Here is an 18,787-nt window from a genome sequence, read left to right as displayed (position 1 = left end):
CAGCCCTTCGCGGGGCGGGTGGTGGCGGATCCGGCAGTGACGGACCCGGCCGCCGAGGGCTTGGACGCCGTCTCCCGGCGGGCCCGTACCGCCCTGGTCGGCTGCCTGGCACCGCGCTCCGCCCTGTCGCTCGCCCTGGTCGGCCGGGAGGGCGTGGCCCTGCGGACGCACGGCCGCACCGCGCAGGCGGCGGGCCCGCCGGTCACCCCGGAGACCCCGTTCGAGGTCGGGTCGGTGAGCAAGGTCTTCACGGCGCTGCTGTTCGCCGACGCCGTCGCGCGCGGTGAACTCGCCCACCGGGACCCGATCGACGCGCTGCTCGCGCCCCGGCACCGCCCGGACCTGTCCCACGGCGGTCCGATCACCCTGCTGCACCTGGCCACCCACACCTCGGGGCTGCCGCGGCTGCCGCCCGGCCTGCTGCGCAGCGCGCTGCCCCACTGGGCGAGCAACCCGTACGAGGCTTTCTCCGCAGAGCAGTTGACGGCCGCGCTCGGCCGTACCCGGGTCCGCGGCCGTCCAGGGGGCCGCCTACGGTACTCCAACTTCGGTGTCGGGCTGCTGGGCCGACTGCTGGCGGACGCGGCCGGGACCGACTACCCCGCCCTGCTGGCCGAGCGGATCGCCGGGCCGCTCCGGCTCACCGGGACCGGCTGCGCGGCGGGACCGCCGTCCCGGGCCGTGGGCCACGCCCACGGCCGGGACCTGCCGCCGTGGCGGATCCCGGGGATGCCGGGTGCGGGGGCCGTCCGCGCCACCGGCCATGACCTGGCGGTCCTCCTGCGGGCCCACCTCACGGCGGGCGGCGATCCGTCCCCGGACCTCTCCGTGCTGGGCGCGGCGCTGCGGGACGTGCAGCGGCCGAGGCTCACCGTGCCGCACGGCACCGACCGGCTGGCGCTGGTCTGGAACGTGCGCCGGTGCGGTGAGGGCGATCTGCTCTTCCACTCCGGTGCGACGCGCGGATTCACCGCCTTCCTCGGCTTCGCCCCGCACGCCGGGGTCGGGCTCGCCGCGCTGACCAACCAGCCGCCCGCGCTGAACGGCCGGTTCGTGCAGGCCGCCTACGAGCAGCTGCGCGCCCTGGCCGGCTGACCCGCCGCCGGTCAACGGAGGTGTCAGCAGGAGGAGTTCGCCGAAGGTTCAGCGGGTTCTCGGCTCCGACGCGGGTCAGCTTCTCCGGGGTGCGGACGCAGGACGAGCCGGGAGCCGCTGCGGTACGGCCGGGCGGGGCGTCAGGACGGCGGGTCGAGGCACTCCTCGGCCATCGCGCCGCCGAAGGCGTGACGGGCGTGGAGGTGCATCCGGGCGCCGTAGCGGTGGTCCGCGGCGAGGGCCGAGTAGCCGGAGCCCCGGCGGGTGATCAGGCCGGCCGTGTCGGCGAGGTAGACGTCGAAGCCGGGGTACATCAGCTCGATGCAGGGCAGGTCGTCGATGTCGAGGGCGAAGACCGGGTACTCGCCGTGCCCGTCGGGCGCTCCGACGGCGAGCACCCGGCGGGAGTCGGAGCCGCCGGGGAGCAGGAAGCACTCGGGGAACCGCCCCGACAGGGCGTCGTAGACCGCTCCCCAGCCGTCGCCGTACTCCGCCCGGGCCAGTTCGCCGAGCGGGCGGGGGGTCAGCTCGAAGCCCGGGTCGGCCCCGGTCGCGCCGGTGGGCCGGTCGGCATACCAGGTGGTGGGCCCGAACCAGCCGAAGCGGCGCAGCAGGCTGGTGTCGTAGGCGAGCCATCGGCGCAGGCTCGGCGACAGTGGCCGTCCGCCGGGGAGGGCGGCGGTGGCCAGGAGGTCGGCCGGGAACGGCGTCCGCTCACCGCCGACCCACGGCCCCGCGGCCTCGTTGTAGTCGAGGACGAGGCGGTGGGGGTCGGCGTCGACCGCGGCGATGGCTCGCTCGGTGAGGGCGAGGCCGTGGTCGGGCGACGGGGTGGCGGGCTGGTCCACGGATCCGGGTGTCCTTGCTCGAACGAGCCCGGCTCGGGGCGGCGGGCGGCCGGCCGCCGGTGCGGCGGTCGGCACGACCTTACGGGCCGGCGCCGACAGTGGGTCTGCGCCGGCGGGGGACGGGCTGCGGTCGGGGTGGCGGGCGGGTCAGTTGACGTGGACCGCGGGGCTGCCGGGCTGGGTGCTGTCGGTGACGGCGCCGTAGGTGGCGGAGAAGTAGCCGTCGGCGGGGCAGAGCAGGGAGCCGCCGCTCTTGGCGAAGTGCTCGTTGCGGAACGCCAGGCTGTGGGCTGTGTTGTCGGCGTTCCCGGTGAACGCGCCGCTGAGCTGGTAGGTGCAGGTGAGGGTGCCGAACCAGCTGTTGAGCACGGCGGTGGCCTGGATCGGCCCGGTGGCTGCGCCGGTGAGGGTGACCGGGAGTCCGGCGGCGTCGTCGACGGCGATGCCGTAGGGGAGGTTGCCGACCGTCAGGCTGCGGACGGAGGTGACCCCGGTGACGTTGCTGGTGCAGGAGCCGAAGGTCAGCGCGGTCAGGGAGGCGGTCGCCGTGGCGGGTGCCACCGGGTTGCTCTGCACCGTGGCCGCGAGCTGGGAGACGGCGCAGGTGACGCCGGTCGTGCTGTTCGCGGCCGAGAAGAAGGTGGCGCGGGTGGTCGCGGCGAGCGGCGCGGCGAGCACGTCGCCCACTGCGACGGCGGTGCCACCGGCGCCGCCGGTGGTCAGGACCGGGGTGGCGGCCGGGTGCGGTGTCGCGGATGCGGGGACCGCGCCGAGCGCGAGCGCGGCGCCGAGGGTGACGGTGGCGGCGAGGTGGCGGTGCATGCGCATGGGAAAGCCTCTTCCTCGGTGAGGGGGGATCGAGAAGGTGAACTTTCGCTGCTCCCGCACGGTGGGGGAATCGGGGAGCTGAACTACGTTGTAGAGCCGTGTCCATGCACCGTCAAGACGATGGGCCGAACTTGCTGACAATTCGTCAGCAAGAACGGGAGGGCCCGGGCGGCCGCTCCGGCGGCGTTCCGGGTGTCCGACCCCCGTTCGCCACTCCCCCGGGCTGGGGCAGAATGACTCCGCCGGGACGCCCGAGCCGATCACCGGCACCGGGCCGGCAGGCCCCCACCAGGGCGGCCGGGGCGACGGAGGCGACGGCGTGGTGCAGTGGCAGGGCATCGACTTCACCGTGGACGGCCGCGAGCCGGCGACCGCCGAGGAGTACTACCGGATCGGGCTGCACTGCTGGAACGGGACCCGGCAACGCGAGGCGGCCCCCTTCTTCCTGGCGACCGCGGCCGGCGCCGGCCACGAGGCGGCCGTCGAGCTCCTGGGACACATCGACTACGTGCAGGGGCGGTACGCGAGCGCGGTGCCGCGGCTCCGCCGGAGCACCGGGTCGCCGCGCGCCGCGTACTACCTCGGCACGCTGCACCAGCAGGGGTGCCCGCCGGCGGGCCTCGCGCAGTCCTTCGACGAGGCGGCCCGCTGGTACCGCGCCGCCGCCGAACTCGGCGAACCCGAAGCCATGCTCGCCCTGGGCGACCTGTACCTCGAACGGCTGCTGCCGCCCACCCGCAGCCCCGCCGAACACGCCCTGGAACACTTCCTGGCGGCCGCCGCCCGCAACCACCCCTACGGCCAGTACCGCGCGGCCGAGATCTACCGCACCCTCTACCAGGACGTCGAACGGGCGGCCGCGCTGTACCGCGCCTGCGCGGACAACCCGCTGACCCCGCGCCACGCGCTGGGATCGCTGATGACCCTGCAGAGCCAGGCCCAGCTGCGGGAGGCGGCCGCGGCCCGGACGGCCGGACTGCTGCGGCAGCGACGCGAGTCCGTCGATCCGGCGCGCGATCGGGGCGACTTCTTCTGAACCCCGGCCGGGCCCCGACGAACCGGGACGGGACGAGCCGGGCCAGGACGGGCCCTGGGGGGCCGGGCGCTCAGCCGCAGGCCAGCGTCCACAGGAACGCGGCGACCACCCGCAGCAGGTCCTCCGTCTCCTCGGCCTGGTCCTTCAGCGCCGGAGGTACCCGGGACAGCTCCCACTCCGCCGGGTCGGCGGGCTCGTGCGACCTGCCCTCCCACAGCCGCTCGACCTCCTCGGTACCGGCCCGCAGCGCCTCGCACGCCCGGGCCGCGGCCTCCAGGACCTCCGCCACCGGACCGGGGCGGCCGCCGTCGGCACACGACAGGGTCCCGGCGACCGCCGACAGCACCGGACCGAGGCGGACCAGTCGGGACGCCCGGCCGAGCCGGCCCGGTACCGGATCCGCCGGGGCCGCGGTGGTACTCCCCGGGGGATCCCGGTCCAGTCCGGTGCGCCGGCCGGCCGACCGGTCCTCGGCGGTGGGCCGCCAGGCCCCCGACGCGCGGAGGTCGTCCGCCCGCCGCATCGCCCGGCGGGCCCGGGTGAGGGACTCCGTCCAGTCCCCGTGCTCCCAGTCGGGCGTCGCCCGCAGCTCCCGGACCCGGTAGCCGAGGGTCGGCGCCGACCCGGGGGGCCGGTGCCGCGGGGTGCCGTCCGCGAGGTGGGCCCGCACCACCCGTCCGGCTTCGGTCGGCGACTCGGCAGCGTCGTACCGCGCGGCGTCGGCCAGGGGGACGTCGTCGACCAGGGAGCCGCCCTCCCGGGCGGTCCGCCAGAGCAGCCGGGCCACCTCGGTGTTCAGGGCGCTGCGCCACGGCCACTTGGGACGGGCCCGCCGACCGATCTGCCGCTCGTCGTACCAGGCGACCAGCAGGTCCCCCTGGCGACAGGCCCGTTCCCAGGACGTGCAGCCGTACGCCGTCCCGTGCCGCGTCTCCCATGCACCCGTGTCCACGGGCACGAACCGTATCCCGGGCGGGCGGGCGTCAGACGCCGCCCTCCGCCTGCGCTGCGACGGCCTCGACGACCGCGGCCTCGACGGCGGCCTTGTCGAGGCCGAGACCGGTGAGCACGCCGGCACCGGCCTCCTGTTCCAGCAGGGCGAGCAGGATGTGCTCGGTGCCGACGTGCCGGTGGTCCTGCCGCAGCGCCTCCCGGAAGGTCAGCTCCAGCACCTTGCGGGCCGGCGCGTCGTACGGGATCAGGTCGGGCACCTCGGCGGCCGGCGGCGGGAGCACGGCGGTCACCGCGGCCCGGACGGCGTCGAGCGCGATGCCCCGGGCCTCGATCACCCGTGCGGCGACGGCCTGCGGTTCGGCGAGCAGTCCGAGCGCGAGGTGCGCGGTGCCGATCTCCTCGTTCCCGGCGGTGCGGGCCTCGTTCTGCGAGGTGACCACCACGTTGCGGGCCGGGACGGTGAAGCGGCCGAAACCCTGGCTCGGGTCGAGGTCGGAGGGCTCGCCCGGGTCCTTCGGCACGAAGCGCTTCTGCGCCGCCTGGCGGGTGACGCCCATGCTGCGGCCGATCTCGCTCCAGGACGCGCCGGAGCGGCGTGCCTGGTCCACGAAGTGGCCGATCAGGTGGTCGGCCAGCTCGCCGAGGTGGTCGGCGGCGATCACGGCGCCGGAGAGCTGGTCGAGCGCGTCGGGGTGGACCTTCTTGATGCCCGCGATCAGGTCGTCGAGGCGTACGGGGCCGGCCAACTGCAGGGATTCGTCCATGCGTCAACCGTAGGTTGACACCCCGAGTCGCGTCAACCCTCGGTTGACACCTGCTCCGCCGGGAACGCCCGCAGGTCGCCCGCCGCGGCGCGACGGCCTCCGCCTGGGCCAACAGGACCGGCACCCGGGCCGCTCGGCGCGGTCCGCCGGCGCGGCCACCGCCCGCTGCCAGCGCAGCCATGGCGTGGCACGGCTGAGGTCGGCCGCCGGATCCAGGCACGCGTGCGCCAGCTCCAGGAGCCCGCCCGAAGCCGGTCCACCGCCGCACGGACCCGCGTCGAGTGCAGCCGCACCCGGACCGCCTCGGGCGCGGCGACGGCGGCGACGGCGTCCAGCTCCGAGCGGGTGCGCGGTGGGCGGCCACCGTGGCGTCGATGCGCTCCCGCCCGGGCCAGGACCACTCGGGGCGCAAGGCCCACCGCCACGCGCGCCCCGCAGATCTCACAGACCTCATGGACCTCATGGACCTCATGGACCTCATGCTGGCAGCCCCGACGCTCGGCCCCGGCGGCCACGAGCCGGCGAGCGGGGTGATCCAAAATCGCAGGCGCCGAGCCCCCGCTCCGGCCTAGGCTCTGCCGGCACCCGACGACGACACCACCTGGAGAATCGTGTACCGACCCGTCATGTCCTGGGCCCCGACGGCCCTGCTGCTGACCGCCGTGCTGTCGGGCTGCGCGTCGGCTCCGGGCGGCCGGCCGGACGCTGCGGCCCCGCCGTCCGCGTCCGGCGGTGCCTCCCCGCGCGCGTGGGTCACGCTCGGACCGCTGACGGAGGACCAGCTCTGGGCGGCCCGGCTGGTCGCCTCGGACCTGCCCGGCGGCACGGTCGTCGAGCCGCCCGGACCGGCGGCACGCACGCAGTCGGCGACGCCGGACGCGGAGACGGCGGCCGGGTCGCCGGAGTGCGGGTCCGTGCTCGCCGCGGTCACCGAGCAGCCGCGGGCCCGGTGGGGCGCGGTGTACGTGGTGGGCAACAACACGCTCGGCAACCGGACCGAGGTGGACCTGGGCAGCTTCGACCCCGGGCGGGTGCGGGCGCGGTTCGACGCGCTCTCGGCGGCGGTGCACGGGGGCTGTCCGCGCCTGCGGATCCCCGCCGGTAGCGGCTACCGGACCCTGACGGTACGGGAGGTGCCGTTCGACAGGCTCGACGTCCCGGCGGTCTGCTTCGCCCTCGACGACCCGTCCGGGGGCTTCGCCTCCACCGGTGGTCTCACCACCGTGGTCCTGTACGCCGCGCTGGGTGACAACCGGGTGCGCTTCGCGACCGCCGACGACACCGGGAAGGCACCGGCCCTGCGTGCGGACATCGTGCAGGCACAGCTCCGCAAGCTGGCCGCGCAGGCGAGCCCCGGCACGCCGTCCACGACCGGCTGACCCGGGGCCGGACGGGGGCGGCCGTCGCGGCTCGTCCGGCGCACCCCGCCGCGGGAAGGCCCGGCGGTTCGGCGCCGCCATCGACGCCCCGGCCCGGCGTCGGACGCTACGGTGAGTGCATGTCCAGTAGCCGTCCGCCCGAGACACCAGTCGGTGCCCGTACGGCGGGCGAGATCGAGGCCGCCGTCGCCCGGCTCTCGACCGCGCCCGCCGCCGGCTCCGAGACCGTCCGCGGTGCGCTCGCCGCCTACACGTGGGTGGCGGGTCACCAGCGCGAGGCACCCGTCAGCGGCGCCGCCGGCCCCGGGGAGGTGCCCGACGACGCCGAGGTCGACGGGGAGGAGCGGGCGGCCATGCGGCGCGCCCACGACACCACGGCGGCCGGCGACGCCCGGGACTTCTCCTCCGGCGTGGCCCAGGCACTCGCCTGGGTGCTCGGACACATCGACCACCAGCCCTGAGCGGCTCCGGTGCGGCCGGGCGTACGGTTCACCGCCGGCCGGGCGGCGGGCCGGCGGCCGGGCGGCGGGCCGGCGGCCGGGTCAGGCCGGGGAGCCGAAGTCCTGGGTCCACCAGGGGCCACCGGAGCCGAGGTGGACACCGACGCCGAGTTCGGTGAAGGAGCAGTTGAGGATGTTGGCCCGGTGCCCGGGGCTGTGCATCCAGCCGTCCACCACGTCGGCCGGGTTCTGCTGACCCCTGGCGATGTTCTCCCCCAGGCCGCCCCATCGGTAGCCGACGGCGTCGACGCGGTTGCCGAGGCCGGCGCCGTCGGGGTTGGTGTGTTCGAAGAAGTTCCGCGCCGCCATGTCGTCGGAGTGGCCCTGCGCCGCGGCCCGGAGCTTGTCGTTGGCGGCGAGGGGGCCGCAACCGTTCTGGGCCCGTTGGACGTTGGTCAGGTCGAGGACCTGCTGGGCGAACTGCTGCTCGGTCCCGCCGCCGGGCGGCGGGGTGGACGGGCCCGCGGTGTTCGACGGCTTGGCGGACGGCTTGGGGGTCGGCTTCGCGGGCGGTGCCACCTTCGTACGGTCGGCCGCGGTGGGGTCGGCCTTCGGGGGGTCGATCTTCGGGGGGTCGGCCTTGGGGGGCTCGGCAGCGGGTGCGGTGGACGCCGGGGCGGCGGGTGCGGCCACAGCGGCGGCGCTGTCGCCGGCGGCCGGAACGGGCTGCGCGGAGCCGCCGCCGGCCCCCGGGGAGACGACGGCGACGGCCGTAGCCGACGGGACGGCCGACCGGACGCCCTGCGGTGCGGTGGCGCCGGCCCGGGTGGACGTCCCGGCCGGCCCGTCGGAGTACGCCGTCACGCCCACGACCAGGCCCGCCACCACGGTGGCCGCGCCCACCAGGGCGAGGGTCAGCGGCGCGCCCGCGCGGCTCCGACGGGGCGCGGCCCGCCGGCCGCCGCCCGCCCGCCGGCCCCGCTGTGCGGCGCGGCCCTGCCGGCCCGCCTGCGCGCCGGACTGCGCACCGGACTGCGGATCGAGGAACTCGGCCGGTATCGACGGTAGTAGGGCGGTCTCCGCCTCGGAGTGGCTGTTCACGGGGTGCACCTCTTCGTTCGTGCGGCTGTGGGATCGGTTCCGGTCAGGGCCGGTTGGTCCTTCGGTTCGTACGACACGCCGCCCGGGGTGTACGGGAGTTCGCGATCGGACCCGGAGGTGTCCGGGCGGACGGCCGACCGGTCGGCGGGAGGCCGGGAAGCGGAAGGCCGGGAAGCGGGTACGGACCCGGCAGCGGGAGCGGCAGGGAGCCCGGCGGCGGGAGCGGGAGCCGGGGCGGCCCGGGGAGGGGCAGCGGGCCCGGATGCGGGAGCGGACCCGGGTGGCGCCGCGGCGCCGTCCGCGGCGGCTGGATCGGGGCGTTCATGATCACACCTCGGCATTCCTCGAAGTCCGTTGCGGTGATACTCCGTTGGTGCGCGGCCGGCACGTCCGCACGCCGCAGGTCACCCAGCCGCCCTGCGGTGCCGGACGGACCGGGCGCCGAGGTAGGCGGTCCGGGCCGCACCGGGAAGCAGGACCTCGACCGGCATCAGGTCGCGCTGCTGGCCGCAGCAGCACTCGCAGCCGCGGACGTGCCGGGCGATGCGGTTGCGCCACAGCGGTGTGACGGCGTCGTCGCGGTCGGCGGTCGCGGCGGTGAGGGCGGGGCATCCCGGCCGCACGGCCAGCGCCCGTACCACCGAACGGCCGGTGGTGAGGCGGGCCTTGAGCCGCTGGACGCGTACGCCCGCGTGGTGCAGCGAGATCCCCAGGGCCGCGGCGAGCTCGGCCCGGCTCAGCTCACCCGCGTTCTCCCGGCACCAGAGGGCCAGCAGCTCGCCGTCCTCCGGGTCCAGCCACCGGACGGCCTCCGCGAACTCCCGCCGGGCCTCCAGGATGCCCAGTCGCAGGATGGTCACCTCGACGAAGTCGGCCTGCGGGTCGGGAAGTTGGTCCCCCGGCTCGACCGGCTCCAGGACCTGCTGGCGGCGGGTCCAGCGGCGGCGCACCTCGTTCTTGGCCACCGCCACCAGCCAGGACCGGAACGAGGCCGGGTCGCGCAGGGTGCCCAGGCGGTCGACGACCCGGACCATGGTCTCCTGGACCACGTCGTCCACGTCCACGTGCCCGTCCAGCTCGCGCCCGATCAACCGGTACACCAGCGGCAGGAACGCGGCCACCAGCCGGCCCAGCGCCGCCTTGTCACCGGCCTGGGCCGCGGCGACGTCCGCCACCCATGCCTGTCGATCGGACGTCACACTCGGCTCCTCATTCGTTGTCCTCGGCCGCGCTGCCGCCGCCGGCACCGCACGCACGGCAGGGCGCCTCGGCGCGGGACCCGCGGGGGCGGGCAGCCACCGGGGCAGGCCGTCGGCGGCAGGTGATCCGGGGGCCGGCCCATGCGGCGCGGTCATGGTCACGGCGTTACCTCAGGCGGTGTGGCCACTGAGCACACTCGTTCCGATCGGGGACACGGGGGTGTCCGGCGAGGGGGACCCGGCGGACCGCGGGAGGCAGGCCTGCGGTCCGCCGGGAGCGGCGCGCCGGCCCCTCCGGTCCGGGGGAGGTTCCGGAAGGGCCGGCACGGGACGGTCCGTGCGGCGGTGGATGTCGCGAGCGGAATCCGCCCGCGGACACCTCCGCGCCGCGGGAACCGGATCCTTGGCGAGCTGGTGCCGGACCGCGGTCCCCGAACCGTCCTCCGGCGGGGCTGACGGGCCCGGCCGGTGACCGATGTGATCGATCGTAGGAGCGGCTCAGCGCCGAACGCGCAGTTCACAGGGTGCGCTGACCATGCCCTAATGTTCCGCTCAGCTTCGGGCCGGCCGGCTGCCCGGACGTCCCGGCCGCACTTCCCCGCCGCACCGCCGGACGCCGCACCGGCCGCCGCGGCCCGGTCGACCCCCGCCGGCCGGGTGCCCGGGCCGGGTGCCCTCCGGGTCGTCATATTCCCGGCCGCGGGCGCCGATCGGCCCGTAGGATCAGCGGCCATGGCTGATCTCTATCCTCCGACGAACCCCTACGACCACGGATTCCTCGACACCGGAGACGGCAACCGCGTCTACTACGAGCAGCTCGGCAACCCCCGGGGCAAGCCGGCGCTGTTCGTCCACGGCGGCCCCGGCTCGGGCGCGCCGCAGCGGCCGACCAGGGCGTGGGACCCCGAGCGCTACCGTCTCATCCGCTTCGACCAGCGCAACTGCGGCCGCAGCACCCCGCACGCCGCCGACCCCGCGGCGGACATGAGCCTCAACACCACCCAGCACCTGATCGATGACATGGAACGGCTGCGCCGACACCTGGGCATCGACAGGTGGTTGCTGGAGGGCGCTTCCTGGGGCTCCACACTCATCCTGGCCTACGCGCAGCAACACCCTGAGCGGGTCAGTGAGATCGTCATCCAGGCCGTGACGACGACCCGACCGGCCGAGACCGACTGGCTCTACCGGGGCGCCGGGCAGTTCCGGCCGGAAGCGTGGGACCGTTTCCGCGACGGCGTCCCCGAGGACGAGCGGGACGGCGACCTGCTCGCGGCCTACGCGCGGTTGATGGAGAACCCCGACCGGGCCGTCCGGGAGAAGGCCGCGGCCGACTGGCTCGCCTGGGAGGACGCCGTCATCTCCGACGAGCCCAACGGTGTGCCCGGCATGTACAGCGCCCGGGAGATCGACGCGCAGATCGCGTTCGTGCGGATCTGCGCCCACTACTTCAGCCACGGCGCCTGGCTGGCCGAGAACCAACTCCTGCGCGACGCACACCGGTTGGCGGGCATCCCGGCGGTACTGGTGCACGGTCGGCACGACATGGGCAGCCCGGTCCAGACCGCGTGGGAGCTGGCGAAGGCCTGGCCGGACGCCCGGCTCCACATCTTCGAGGACTCCGGGCACGTCGGCGGCGAGGCGATGCAGCGGACGGTCCGGGCGGCCATCGAGGAGTTCAAGGACCGCTGAGGGCCCGCGTCGGGGCGGCTGATCCCGGGTCAGGCGCCGGACGGCCCGAGGTGGGCGTCCAGGACCGCGGTGAGGAGGTGGTCGAGCGCGTCGGGCCCCTGGTCGGCGGGGGCCCGGCCGGCGGGGGCCCGGCCGGTGGATGTGCGGCCGGCGGATGTGCGGCCGGCGGATGTGCGGCCGGCGGGGGCGTGGTCGGCCGGCGGGGTGTCGAGGGCGAGTTGCAGGCTGCCCCAGGCCCACAGCTGGGCCGTCCCGTGCAGGTTGGCCCAGAGGGCCGCGGCCGTCACGGCCGGCGGCGGGCCGGTGTCGCTCGGCGTGAAGGGGCGGCGGGCGACGGCCCGTTCCGCCCGGTACTCGGCGACCAGGCCGACCGTGCGCTCGAACAGCGGAAGGGTCGAATCCCGCAGGCGGGGCTGGTCCGACCGGTGCTTCCCGCCGTCGAGCAGGTCGTGGCGGAACATCAGCTCGAACATCCCGCGGTGCGCGAGGGCGTACCCGACGTACGCCCGGCCGAGCGCGTGCAGTTGGCCGCGCGGGGAGGCCGCTCCGCCGGTCGCGGCAGCGAAGAGGGCGGACAGGTCGGCGAAGCCGCGGCGGGCGATCGTGGAGAGCAGCGCGTGGTGGGTGGGGAAGTACCGGCGTGGCGCGCCGTGCGAGACCCCCGCACGCCGGGCGATCTCCCGGAGTCCCAGCGACCCCGGCCCCTCGGCCGTCACGAGCTCCACGCCGACGTCGACCAACCGCTCCCGCAGGGAGCCCCCACTGTCCATGGACACCGTCTACCAGCCATGGGTAGACAGTGTCTACCCATGCCCGCACTCCGCCGTCCGGGGCCCGGTCTGGTGCGTCGGGCGCCGTTGGGCCGGTCGGAGCAGCCGGGGCCCCGAGACTGATCGGAGCCGAGGGAAGGTGAGGTGGCCGACATGGCCGAGGCTCCGACGGGCGGGCCGAAGGACGGGGACACCAAGGACGCCAAGGACACCGGGGACGTCGCGGAGACCGGGGACGTCGGAGGGTACCGGCAGGAGCTGAGGCGCAGCCTCGGCTCGTTCCAGGTGTTCGCGATCTCGTTCGCGTTCATCTCGGTGGCGGTCGGGATCTTCGCGACGTTCGACGAGGTGCTGCAGACGGCCGGGCCGGTCGGGATCTGGCTCTGGCTGATCGCGGCGGTGGGGCAGACGCTGGTGGCGCTGGTGGTCGCCCAATTCGCGGCGCGCATCTCGCTCAGCGGCTCCTCCTACCAGTGGGCGTCACGGCTGGGCAACCCGCGGGTCGGGTGGTGGTTCGGCTGGCTGACCTTCTGTTACCTGTCGATCGCCGTCGTGGCGATCGACAACGCGCTGGCGAGCCAGGCGTTCATGCCGCTCGCCGGCATCGCGCCGGACGAGGACACGGCACGGGTGATCACGCTGGTGGTCCTGCTCGTCCAGGCGGTGCTCGCGATCGCCTCGACCCGGCTGGTCAGCTGGATCAACTCGGCCGCGGTGGCGATGGAACTGACGCTCGTGGTGGTCGTGGCGGTCGCGCTCGTCGTCGCCGTGGCGGTCACCGGTGACGGGTCGGTCGGCAACCTCACCTCCCAGGGCATCGCCGAGGGCGCCTCCGACTACTTCGCGTTCGGCGGCGGACTGATGCTCGCGATGATCATGGGGCTGGCCACCCTGGTCGGTTTCGACTCCGCCGCCAACCTCGCCGAGGAGGCCAAGGACCCCTACCGCAGCGTCCCGCGCGCGATCGTCGGGTCCGTCGTGGCGGCCGGCGTCCTGGGACTGCTGTTCCTGATCACCCTCACCGTCGCGATCAGGGACATCCCCCGGATCAGCGACGAGGGTTCACCGGTCGCGGCCATCATGAACGACCGCCTCGGCCCGGTCGCGGAACGGATCCTGCTGGTCGCGATCACCTTCGCGTTCTTCGGCGCCGGGATCGTGGTGATGGTCGCCTGTTCCCGGCTCGTGTACGCCATGTCGCGCGACTCGCGGTTCCCCGCGTACCGCCTGATGCGACGGGTCGACCCGCGGACCCGGACGCCGGTCCCCGCGACGGTTCTCGTCCTCGTGCTCGGGGCGGTTCTGATGGGAACGCTGCCAGGCAGCGCACTCCTGGAGCTGATCACCGCGTCGACCATCCTGCCCGCCCTGATCTACGGCGCCACCGTCGTCCTCTACCTCGCCGTACGCCGGCGGCTGGACCGCCGGCACGGTGCCTTCGACCTCGGGCGGTGGGAACTGCCGGTCGCCGTCTGCGCCCTGGTGTGGACGGTGGTCGCGCTGCTGGTCCTGGTGGCGCCGGAGGAGGCCCTCACCTCCGTGGTCATCGTGGCGGGACTGCTCGTGGTCGGCGGCGTGTTCTTCCTGCACATGCTCGTCTTCGGTCGGGCGGCGCTGGAGCGCGAGCCGGCGGACGAACGCGGCGGCCCCCGCTGACGCCGGACACGGCCGGACGGACCCCGCCGGCGCCCGTCCCGGCCCGTCCCGGCCCGGGCCGGGACGGGCCGGGACGGGCCGGGACGGGCCGGGACGGGCCGGGACGGGACGGGACGGGACGGGACGGGCCGGGACGGGACGGGACGGGACGGGCCGGGACGGGCCGGGACGGGACGGGCCGGGACGGGCCGGGACGGGACGGTCGGATCACCGACCGAGGTGGTGCGTCATGCCGTGGAGGACCGCGGTGACGGCGAGCAGCAGCAGGACGATCGCCCGCCGCTGCCCGCGGCCGGCCCGCCGCCACGGGTTCACCGGGCCGCCGCCGCCCGCACCGGGGCGCGGGCGCCGTCCGGGGCGGGCGTGGACTGCTCGTCCGAGCCGGCGGCCCACAGCACCGCGCCGGCGACGGCCAGCAGCAGCAGGCCCACCAGCACGGCCACGAACACCCGGATCAGGCGGGAGGCCGACGTCATCGCATCTCCTCGGGGTGGGTCAGATGTTCTTCAGGTAGCCGCTCTTGAAGCCGTAGGCGTTGGCCGTGACGTGGTGACGCTTGTCGATCTCGACACCGAAGCCCCGGTAGATGATCGACCCCTCCCAGATGACCTCGCCGTTGGCCTCGCCACCGTACAGCGACGCCTTCGGGACGCTGTGGCTGATGGAGACGGCACCGTTGAAGTTCCGCTTGCCGCAGTCCGCGTGGTCCACCTTGGTGATCTTCGACCCGTTGGTGTAGTAGTCGACCCACACGCTCAGCTTGGTGATGGTGATGCCGAGGATCTTCTGCTTGACGGTGTAGGTGGTCTCCCACCAGCCCTTGCTGAGCTTGCCGCGGGCCGCGACCCCGTCGGCGTCGCCCGCGTCGGGGTCGGCGGTGAAGACGGCGGCGCTGTCGGCCTCGATCTGCACCTCGCCGCCCTTGAGGTTGACCAGCTGGTGCACGGTGGTGCCGGGCTCGGGAGCCTCGGCGGCCTCCTGCAGCAGGGCCTTGAGGTTCTCGGGGTCCTCGGCGTAGTCGAGGAACCGGACCTGCTTGTCGTGGGACAGTGCGTCGAACTCCCTGAGGGTGTCGGCGGCGCCGGGCTCGGCGCTGTTCCGCAGGCCGTCCTGGTAGGCCGCGATGCGCAGGCCGTCCTTGGAGATGATCGAGGCGTTGGCGGTGCCGGTGCCCAGCAGGGCGGCGGTGGCCAGGCCTGCGACGACGGTGGTGGCGATGCGGCGGGCTATGACTGTGGACATGGTGTGAGTGAATCCCCCGTGCGTGGTTGGCTTGTGACGATCAGTCAATCAGCCTGCGGGGCTCCTGTGCCTCAAGGGAAGCTCAGACTTTTGACCTCCCGTCGACAACCACCCCGCTGCGCCGGGTCGGGCCGGCGCAGCGGGGTCGGCGGAGCGGGGCCCCGGCGCAGCGGAGGCGGCGGCCCGCCGCAGCGGGGTCAGCGCAGCAGGCTCGCGGCCAGGGTGATCGGCACGCCGGCCAGGGCCTGGCTGACGGGGCAGTTCCGCTTGGCGTCCTCGGCCGCGGCGGCGAAGGCCTCGGCCGACAGGTTCGGCACGTCGCCCTCGACGGCGAGGATGATGCCGGTGATCCCGGTGCCCGGCTGGAACGTCACCTCGGCGCGCGCGTCCAGCGACTGCGGCGGGGTGCCCGCCTCGGTCAGGCCGTGCGAGAGGGCCATGCAGTAGCAGGAGGCGTGTGCGGCGGCGATCAGCTCCTCCGGGCTGGTCACCCCGTTCGCCTCCTCGGCGCGTGCCGGCCAGGACACCGGGTGGGCGCCGACGCTGGACGACTCCAGGGTGACGAGACCCTCGCCGCCGATCAGTGCGCCCTTCCAAGCCGCGGACGCGGTGCGGGTGGTGGCCATTGTTCCTCCAACGATGTACGGAGACCGCGCGTCCGGCCGGCCGCATCCCGTCGGGCCGGTCCGACCGGGGCCGGTCGTGGGGTTCGCAGGCCCCGTGACGCGGCGGCACCCGTACGTACGCGGCCCGCCCGACCTGCCCACCGATCAGACCAGGTCGGACCGGCCACCGGCCAGCGCGTCCGGGGACTGCGGGGGAAAGATTTCGGTACCGCCCGCGCACCGTGCCGGTGTCCGCAGGCCCCCTGCGACCCGCGGCCGCGCACCGTCGTCGACCGCGGGGCGGTCAGCGGGCGCTGCCGAGGTTCCGGTCGGCCTCGGCGCCCGCCAGCATGAGGGTGGTCTCCTCGACCCGGCGGAACCGCCCGTCGGGGGCGAACTCACCGAAGAGGTAGACCTCCATGCGGACCGTGGAGCCGTCGTTCTTGGTGACGGTGACGGTGTGGCGGTCGGCGTACCGGTCACCGTCCACGAGCTCGTCGTGGACCTCGACCGTGCCGCCGGCCACGACCTCGCGCAGGTGGGCGATGTGGGCGAGGAAGGCGGTGCGGTCGTCCCAACGGCCGTCGGTGCGCTGGCGGTAGTCGGGGGCGAAGTGGCGGTCGGCGGCCTCGTCCAGGTCGAGCCCCGGGGTGAAGAGCAGGTCGGTGAGGGCGGCGGTGATGCCGGTGCGGTTCACGGGGAGTCCTTCGGTTCGCGGGCGGGCCGCCCTGGAGAGTCAAGTGCGTGCCTTACGCACGCTTCGCACTCTACCGCAAACGCGTGCTCGATGCACGCTAAAGTTGGGGGGTGACCAACACCACCGGATCCGACATCGCGGACGCCCTGGGGGTGCTCCTGCGGCGGAGCACCCGCGAACACCTCTACGCCCACCTCACCGAGGGCCTCGGCGAGGCCGTCGACGAACTCACCTACCCGGTCCTCAGCGGCCTCGCCCGGACGGGCCGGTGCAGCGCCACCGACCTCGGCCGCGAGGTCTCCCTCGACCGCTCCACCGTCACCCGCCGCGCCGACCGGCTCGAACACGCCGGCCTGCTGCGGCGCGAGCCCGACCCCGCCGACGGCCGCGCCACCCTGCTCGACCTCACCCCCGCCGGCCACCGCATCGTCGCGGCCACCCGGCAGCGGCTCGCGGCCACCATCGAGGCCTCCGTCGCCTCCTGGCCGCCGGACGAGGCCCAGGCGTTCGCCCGCCAGCTGCGCCGGTTCGTCGACGAGGGCCCGTTCGCCGCGGCCACCGGCGACAACGGCTGAGCCCGGACGGGCACTTCAGGGAGCAGTCGGCCCGTCGGCCGGACGGACGGCGAGCCGCCCGGCCGCGTCGAGCCGGGTCAGCCGGCGGTGTTCCCGGGCGGCCCAGCGCCGCACCCGCCCGGGCTCCAGCGGGGAGCCGTGCCCGACGTGGAGCCGGGCCGGGTCGAGGGCCAGCATCCGTCGCAGACTGGCGAGGTTGAGCAGCGGGTCGTCGTGGAACGGCGGATTGGCCGGCCGGCCCGGGACGAAGCCCATGAAGGAGTTGGCGATCAGGTCGCCCGCCACCAGGTCGCCCTCGTCGGTGAGCACCGAGACCGATCCGGCGGTGTGCCCGGGGGTGGGCATGACGCGCGCCGCGACGCCGTACTCCGCCAGGTCGGTCGCACCCCGCAGGAGCACGCCGGGTTCCAGCGGTTCGGCCCGGACGTGCAGCTTCCGGTTCCGTGCCAGCAGGCGTCCCATCGGGCCGGTGGGCAGGTACGGTTCGCGGACCCGGCCGGTGCGGAACGGACCGAGGTCCGCGACGTGTCCCGCCACCGGCGCCCCGGTCAGCCGGCTCAGCTCGGCCGCGGAGCCGAAGTGGTCGATGTGGCCGTGGGTGATGACGATCAGTGCGACGTCGGCCGGGTCCACGCCGTGCGCGGCGATCTGCCGGTGGATCCGCCGACCACTGCCGGGGGTGCCCGCGTCCACGACGACGGGCCGCCGTCCCAGCAGCAGGTAGGCGTTGACGGTGTGCCGGCCCAGGACCGGGATGGGGATGACCTTCGTACGGGACACGGTGCGGCTCCTCGGGTGTGTGCGGGACGGGGCGCTCGGCGGGGCGCGGCAGGGCGCGGCGACGCTCCGCCGCGGCGGTACGGCGGTGCGGCGGTGCGGCGGGGAAGGGCGTACGGGGGAAGGGGTGCGGACGGGGTCAGCGGAAGCGGCGCCGGTACTCGGCGGGGGTGGTGCCCAGACGGCGCCGGAAGGAACGGTGCAGGCTCTCCACGGACCCGAGCCCGCTGGCCGCGGCGATCTCCGCCAGGCCGCGCTCGCTGTCCTGGAGCAGCCGGCGGGCGGATTCCAGCCGGACGGACTCGACGTAGGCGGCCGGCGTGGTGGAGGTGCGCCGGTGGAACAGCCGGGAGAAGTGCCGCACGCTCAGGTGCAGCCGGTCGGCGAGCGCCTCGGCGCGCAGGTCCTCGGTGAGGTGCTCGCCGATCCACACCCGCAGTTCGCCGATGCGGTCGCCGGTGGCCTCCGGCACCGCGAGCGGAACGCTGAACTGGCTCTGCCCGCCCGAGCGTTTGACGTACATGACCATCATCCGGGCGGTGGCCAGGGCGAGGTCCGGGCCGTGGTCCTCGGCGACCATCGCGAGCGCCATGTCCATCCCCGCGGTGACGCCGGCGCAGGTCCAGACGGAGCCCTCCCGGATGAAGATCGGGTCCGGATCGACGGTGACCCGCGGGTGGTCGGCGGCCAGCCGCGCGGCGGTGAGCCAGTGGGTGGTCGCCGACCGGCCGTCCAGCAGGCCCGCCGCGGCCAGCAGGTGCGCACCCGCGCAGACCGAACCCGTCCGACGGGCGCCGGGAGCCGCTCCGCGGAGCCAGTCGACGACCCCGCGGTCCAGGACCGGCTCCACACCGTGGTCGCGGACGTCGACGGCGCCGGACACCAGCAGGGTGTCCACCTGGCCGTCCACCTCGTCCAGCGTCAGGTCCGCGATCAGCCGCACGCCGCTGGAGGTGACCACCGGGCCGCCGTCGGCCGTGGCGATCCGCACGAGGTAGCCGCTGCGGCCCGGGTCGGCGACCCGGGTCGCGACCGAGAACACCTCGGCCGGTCCCGTGACGTCGAGCAGTTCGACCCCGGGGAAGGCCACGATGACGACTCTGTGCGGTGCGGGCATGGGCTGATCATT

The 18,787-nt window shown here is 75.2% G+C and carries 20 protein-coding genes; 7 read left to right on the top strand and 13 right to left on the bottom strand.

What is annotated here, in order from left to right; all coding sequences use genetic code 11:
• Positions 1-36 precede the first annotated feature (36 nt).
• Positions 37-1,095, top strand: coding sequence for a serine hydrolase domain-containing protein (locus ACIOFR_RS21240; protein WP_400999482.1), 1,059 nt, complete (start codon positions 37-39; stop codon positions 1,093-1,095).
• Positions 1,096-1,235: 140 nt separating this feature from the next.
• Here the strand turns inward: ACIOFR_RS21240 and ACIOFR_RS21235 are convergent, their stop codons facing one another.
• Both ACIOFR_RS21235 and ACIOFR_RS21230 read right to left on the bottom strand, forming a co-directional pair.
• Entirely contained in the window at positions 1,236-1,943 is a 708-nt protein-coding gene (locus ACIOFR_RS21235) for a hypothetical protein (protein WP_400999480.1), read from the bottom strand.
• Between the two features lie 147 nt (positions 1,944-2,090).
• Positions 2,091-2,771: a Tat pathway signal sequence domain protein gene (locus tag ACIOFR_RS21230; protein ID WP_400999478.1), complete on the bottom strand. Its 681-nt coding sequence runs from the start codon at positions 2,769-2,771 to the stop codon at positions 2,091-2,093.
• Positions 2,772-3,090: 319 nt separating this feature from the next.
• On the opposite strand from ACIOFR_RS21230, the gene ACIOFR_RS21225 reads away from it, so the two are divergent.
• Complete coding sequence (locus tag ACIOFR_RS21225; protein WP_400999476.1) at positions 3,091-3,807, top strand: tetratricopeptide repeat protein; 717 nt, start codon at positions 3,091-3,093, stop codon at positions 3,805-3,807.
• 70 nt (positions 3,808-3,877) lie between these two features.
• Here the strand turns inward: ACIOFR_RS21225 and ACIOFR_RS21220 are convergent, their stop codons facing one another.
• Together ACIOFR_RS21220 and ACIOFR_RS21215 are read right to left on the bottom strand one after the other, a co-directional pair.
• Positions 3,878-4,759 carry a hypothetical protein gene (locus ACIOFR_RS21220; RefSeq protein ID WP_400999474.1) on the bottom strand — a complete coding sequence of 294 codons (882 nt, stop codon included), beginning with the start codon at positions 4,757-4,759 and terminating at the stop codon, positions 3,878-3,880.
• Positions 4,760-4,790: 31 nt separating this feature from the next.
• A complete protein-coding gene (locus ACIOFR_RS21215; protein ID WP_400999472.1) occupies positions 4,791-5,525 on the bottom strand; it encodes a Clp protease N-terminal domain-containing protein in 735 nt (244 codons plus the stop codon).
• Between the two features lie 626 nt (positions 5,526-6,151).
• Here ACIOFR_RS21215 and ACIOFR_RS21210 point away from each other — a divergent pair.
• On the top strand, positions 6,152-6,904 hold the full coding sequence (locus tag ACIOFR_RS21210; RefSeq protein WP_400999470.1) for a hypothetical protein: 753 nt from the start codon (positions 6,152-6,154) through the stop codon (positions 6,902-6,904).
• A 119-nt stretch (positions 6,905-7,023) separates the two neighbouring features.
• The gene (locus ACIOFR_RS21205) at positions 7,024-7,365 is read left to right on the top strand and encodes a hypothetical protein (protein ID WP_400999468.1); all 342 of its coding nucleotides are present in this window, start codon (positions 7,024-7,026) and stop codon (positions 7,363-7,365) included.
• A gap of 81 nt (positions 7,366-7,446) precedes the next feature.
• Here ACIOFR_RS21205 and ACIOFR_RS21200 read toward each other — a convergent pair whose 3' ends face one another.
• Positions 7,447-8,445 (bottom strand): CAP domain-containing protein, encoded by a 999-nt coding sequence (locus ACIOFR_RS21200; protein ID WP_400999466.1) that lies wholly within the window; start codon positions 8,443-8,445, stop codon positions 7,447-7,449.
• Positions 8,446-8,849: 404 nt separating this feature from the next.
• The gene (locus ACIOFR_RS21195) at positions 8,850-9,644 is read right to left on the bottom strand and encodes a sigma-70 family RNA polymerase sigma factor (RefSeq protein ID WP_400999464.1); all 795 of its coding nucleotides are present in this window, start codon (positions 9,642-9,644) and stop codon (positions 8,850-8,852) included.
• Between the two features lie 732 nt (positions 9,645-10,376).
• On the opposite strand from ACIOFR_RS21195, the gene pip reads away from it, so the two are divergent.
• Entirely contained in the window at positions 10,377-11,336 is a 960-nt protein-coding gene (pip, locus tag ACIOFR_RS21190; RefSeq protein ID WP_400999462.1) for a prolyl aminopeptidase, read from the top strand.
• A 29-nt stretch (positions 11,337-11,365) separates the two neighbouring features.
• On the opposite strand, the gene ACIOFR_RS21185 is transcribed toward pip, so the two are convergent.
• Positions 11,366-12,106 carry a TetR/AcrR family transcriptional regulator gene (locus ACIOFR_RS21185; protein WP_400999460.1) on the bottom strand — a complete coding sequence of 247 codons (741 nt, stop codon included), beginning with the start codon at positions 12,104-12,106 and terminating at the stop codon, positions 11,366-11,368.
• A gap of 153 nt (positions 12,107-12,259) precedes the next feature.
• On the opposite strand from ACIOFR_RS21185, the gene ACIOFR_RS21180 reads away from it, so the two are divergent.
• Positions 12,260-13,762 (top strand): APC family permease, encoded by a 1,503-nt coding sequence (locus tag ACIOFR_RS21180; protein ID WP_400999458.1) that lies wholly within the window; start codon positions 12,260-12,262, stop codon positions 13,760-13,762.
• 311 nt (positions 13,763-14,073) lie between these two features.
• On the opposite strand, the gene ACIOFR_RS21175 is transcribed toward ACIOFR_RS21180, so the two are convergent.
• The 4 genes from ACIOFR_RS21175 to ACIOFR_RS21160 all read right to left on the bottom strand — a co-directional run bounded on the left by ACIOFR_RS21175 (position 14,074) and on the right by ACIOFR_RS21160 (position 16,306).
• Positions 14,074-14,238 (bottom strand): hypothetical protein, encoded by a 165-nt coding sequence (locus ACIOFR_RS21175; protein ID WP_400999456.1) that lies wholly within the window; start codon positions 14,236-14,238, stop codon positions 14,074-14,076.
• Positions 14,239-14,257: 19 nt separating this feature from the next.
• Positions 14,258-15,004 (bottom strand): hypothetical protein, encoded by a 747-nt coding sequence (locus ACIOFR_RS21170; RefSeq protein WP_400999454.1) that lies wholly within the window; start codon positions 15,002-15,004, stop codon positions 14,258-14,260.
• Between the two features lie 197 nt (positions 15,005-15,201).
• Positions 15,202-15,630 (bottom strand): OsmC family peroxiredoxin, encoded by a 429-nt coding sequence (locus ACIOFR_RS21165; protein WP_400999452.1) that lies wholly within the window; start codon positions 15,628-15,630, stop codon positions 15,202-15,204.
• A 283-nt stretch (positions 15,631-15,913) separates the two neighbouring features.
• Entirely contained in the window at positions 15,914-16,306 is a 393-nt protein-coding gene (locus ACIOFR_RS21160; RefSeq protein WP_400999450.1) for a nuclear transport factor 2 family protein, read from the bottom strand.
• A gap of 110 nt (positions 16,307-16,416) precedes the next feature.
• On the opposite strand from ACIOFR_RS21160, the gene ACIOFR_RS21155 reads away from it, so the two are divergent.
• The gene (locus ACIOFR_RS21155; RefSeq protein WP_400999448.1) at positions 16,417-16,881 is read left to right on the top strand and encodes a MarR family winged helix-turn-helix transcriptional regulator; all 465 of its coding nucleotides are present in this window, start codon (positions 16,417-16,419) and stop codon (positions 16,879-16,881) included.
• Between the two features lie 15 nt (positions 16,882-16,896).
• Here ACIOFR_RS21155 and ACIOFR_RS21150 read toward each other — a convergent pair whose 3' ends face one another.
• A complete protein-coding gene (locus ACIOFR_RS21150; RefSeq protein WP_400999446.1) occupies positions 16,897-17,661 on the bottom strand; it encodes an MBL fold metallo-hydrolase in 765 nt (254 codons plus the stop codon).
• A gap of 136 nt (positions 17,662-17,797) precedes the next feature.
• The gene (locus ACIOFR_RS21145) at positions 17,798-18,775 is read right to left on the bottom strand and encodes a GlxA family transcriptional regulator (RefSeq protein ID WP_400999444.1); all 978 of its coding nucleotides are present in this window, start codon (positions 18,773-18,775) and stop codon (positions 17,798-17,800) included.
• Positions 18,776-18,787 lie beyond the last annotated feature (12 nt).

The organism is Kitasatospora sp. NPDC088346, assembly GCF_044740765.1.
GTDB lineage: Bacteria > Actinomycetota > Actinomycetes > Streptomycetales > Streptomycetaceae > Kitasatospora.
This window is presented reverse-complemented; position numbering and strand designations above follow the sequence as displayed.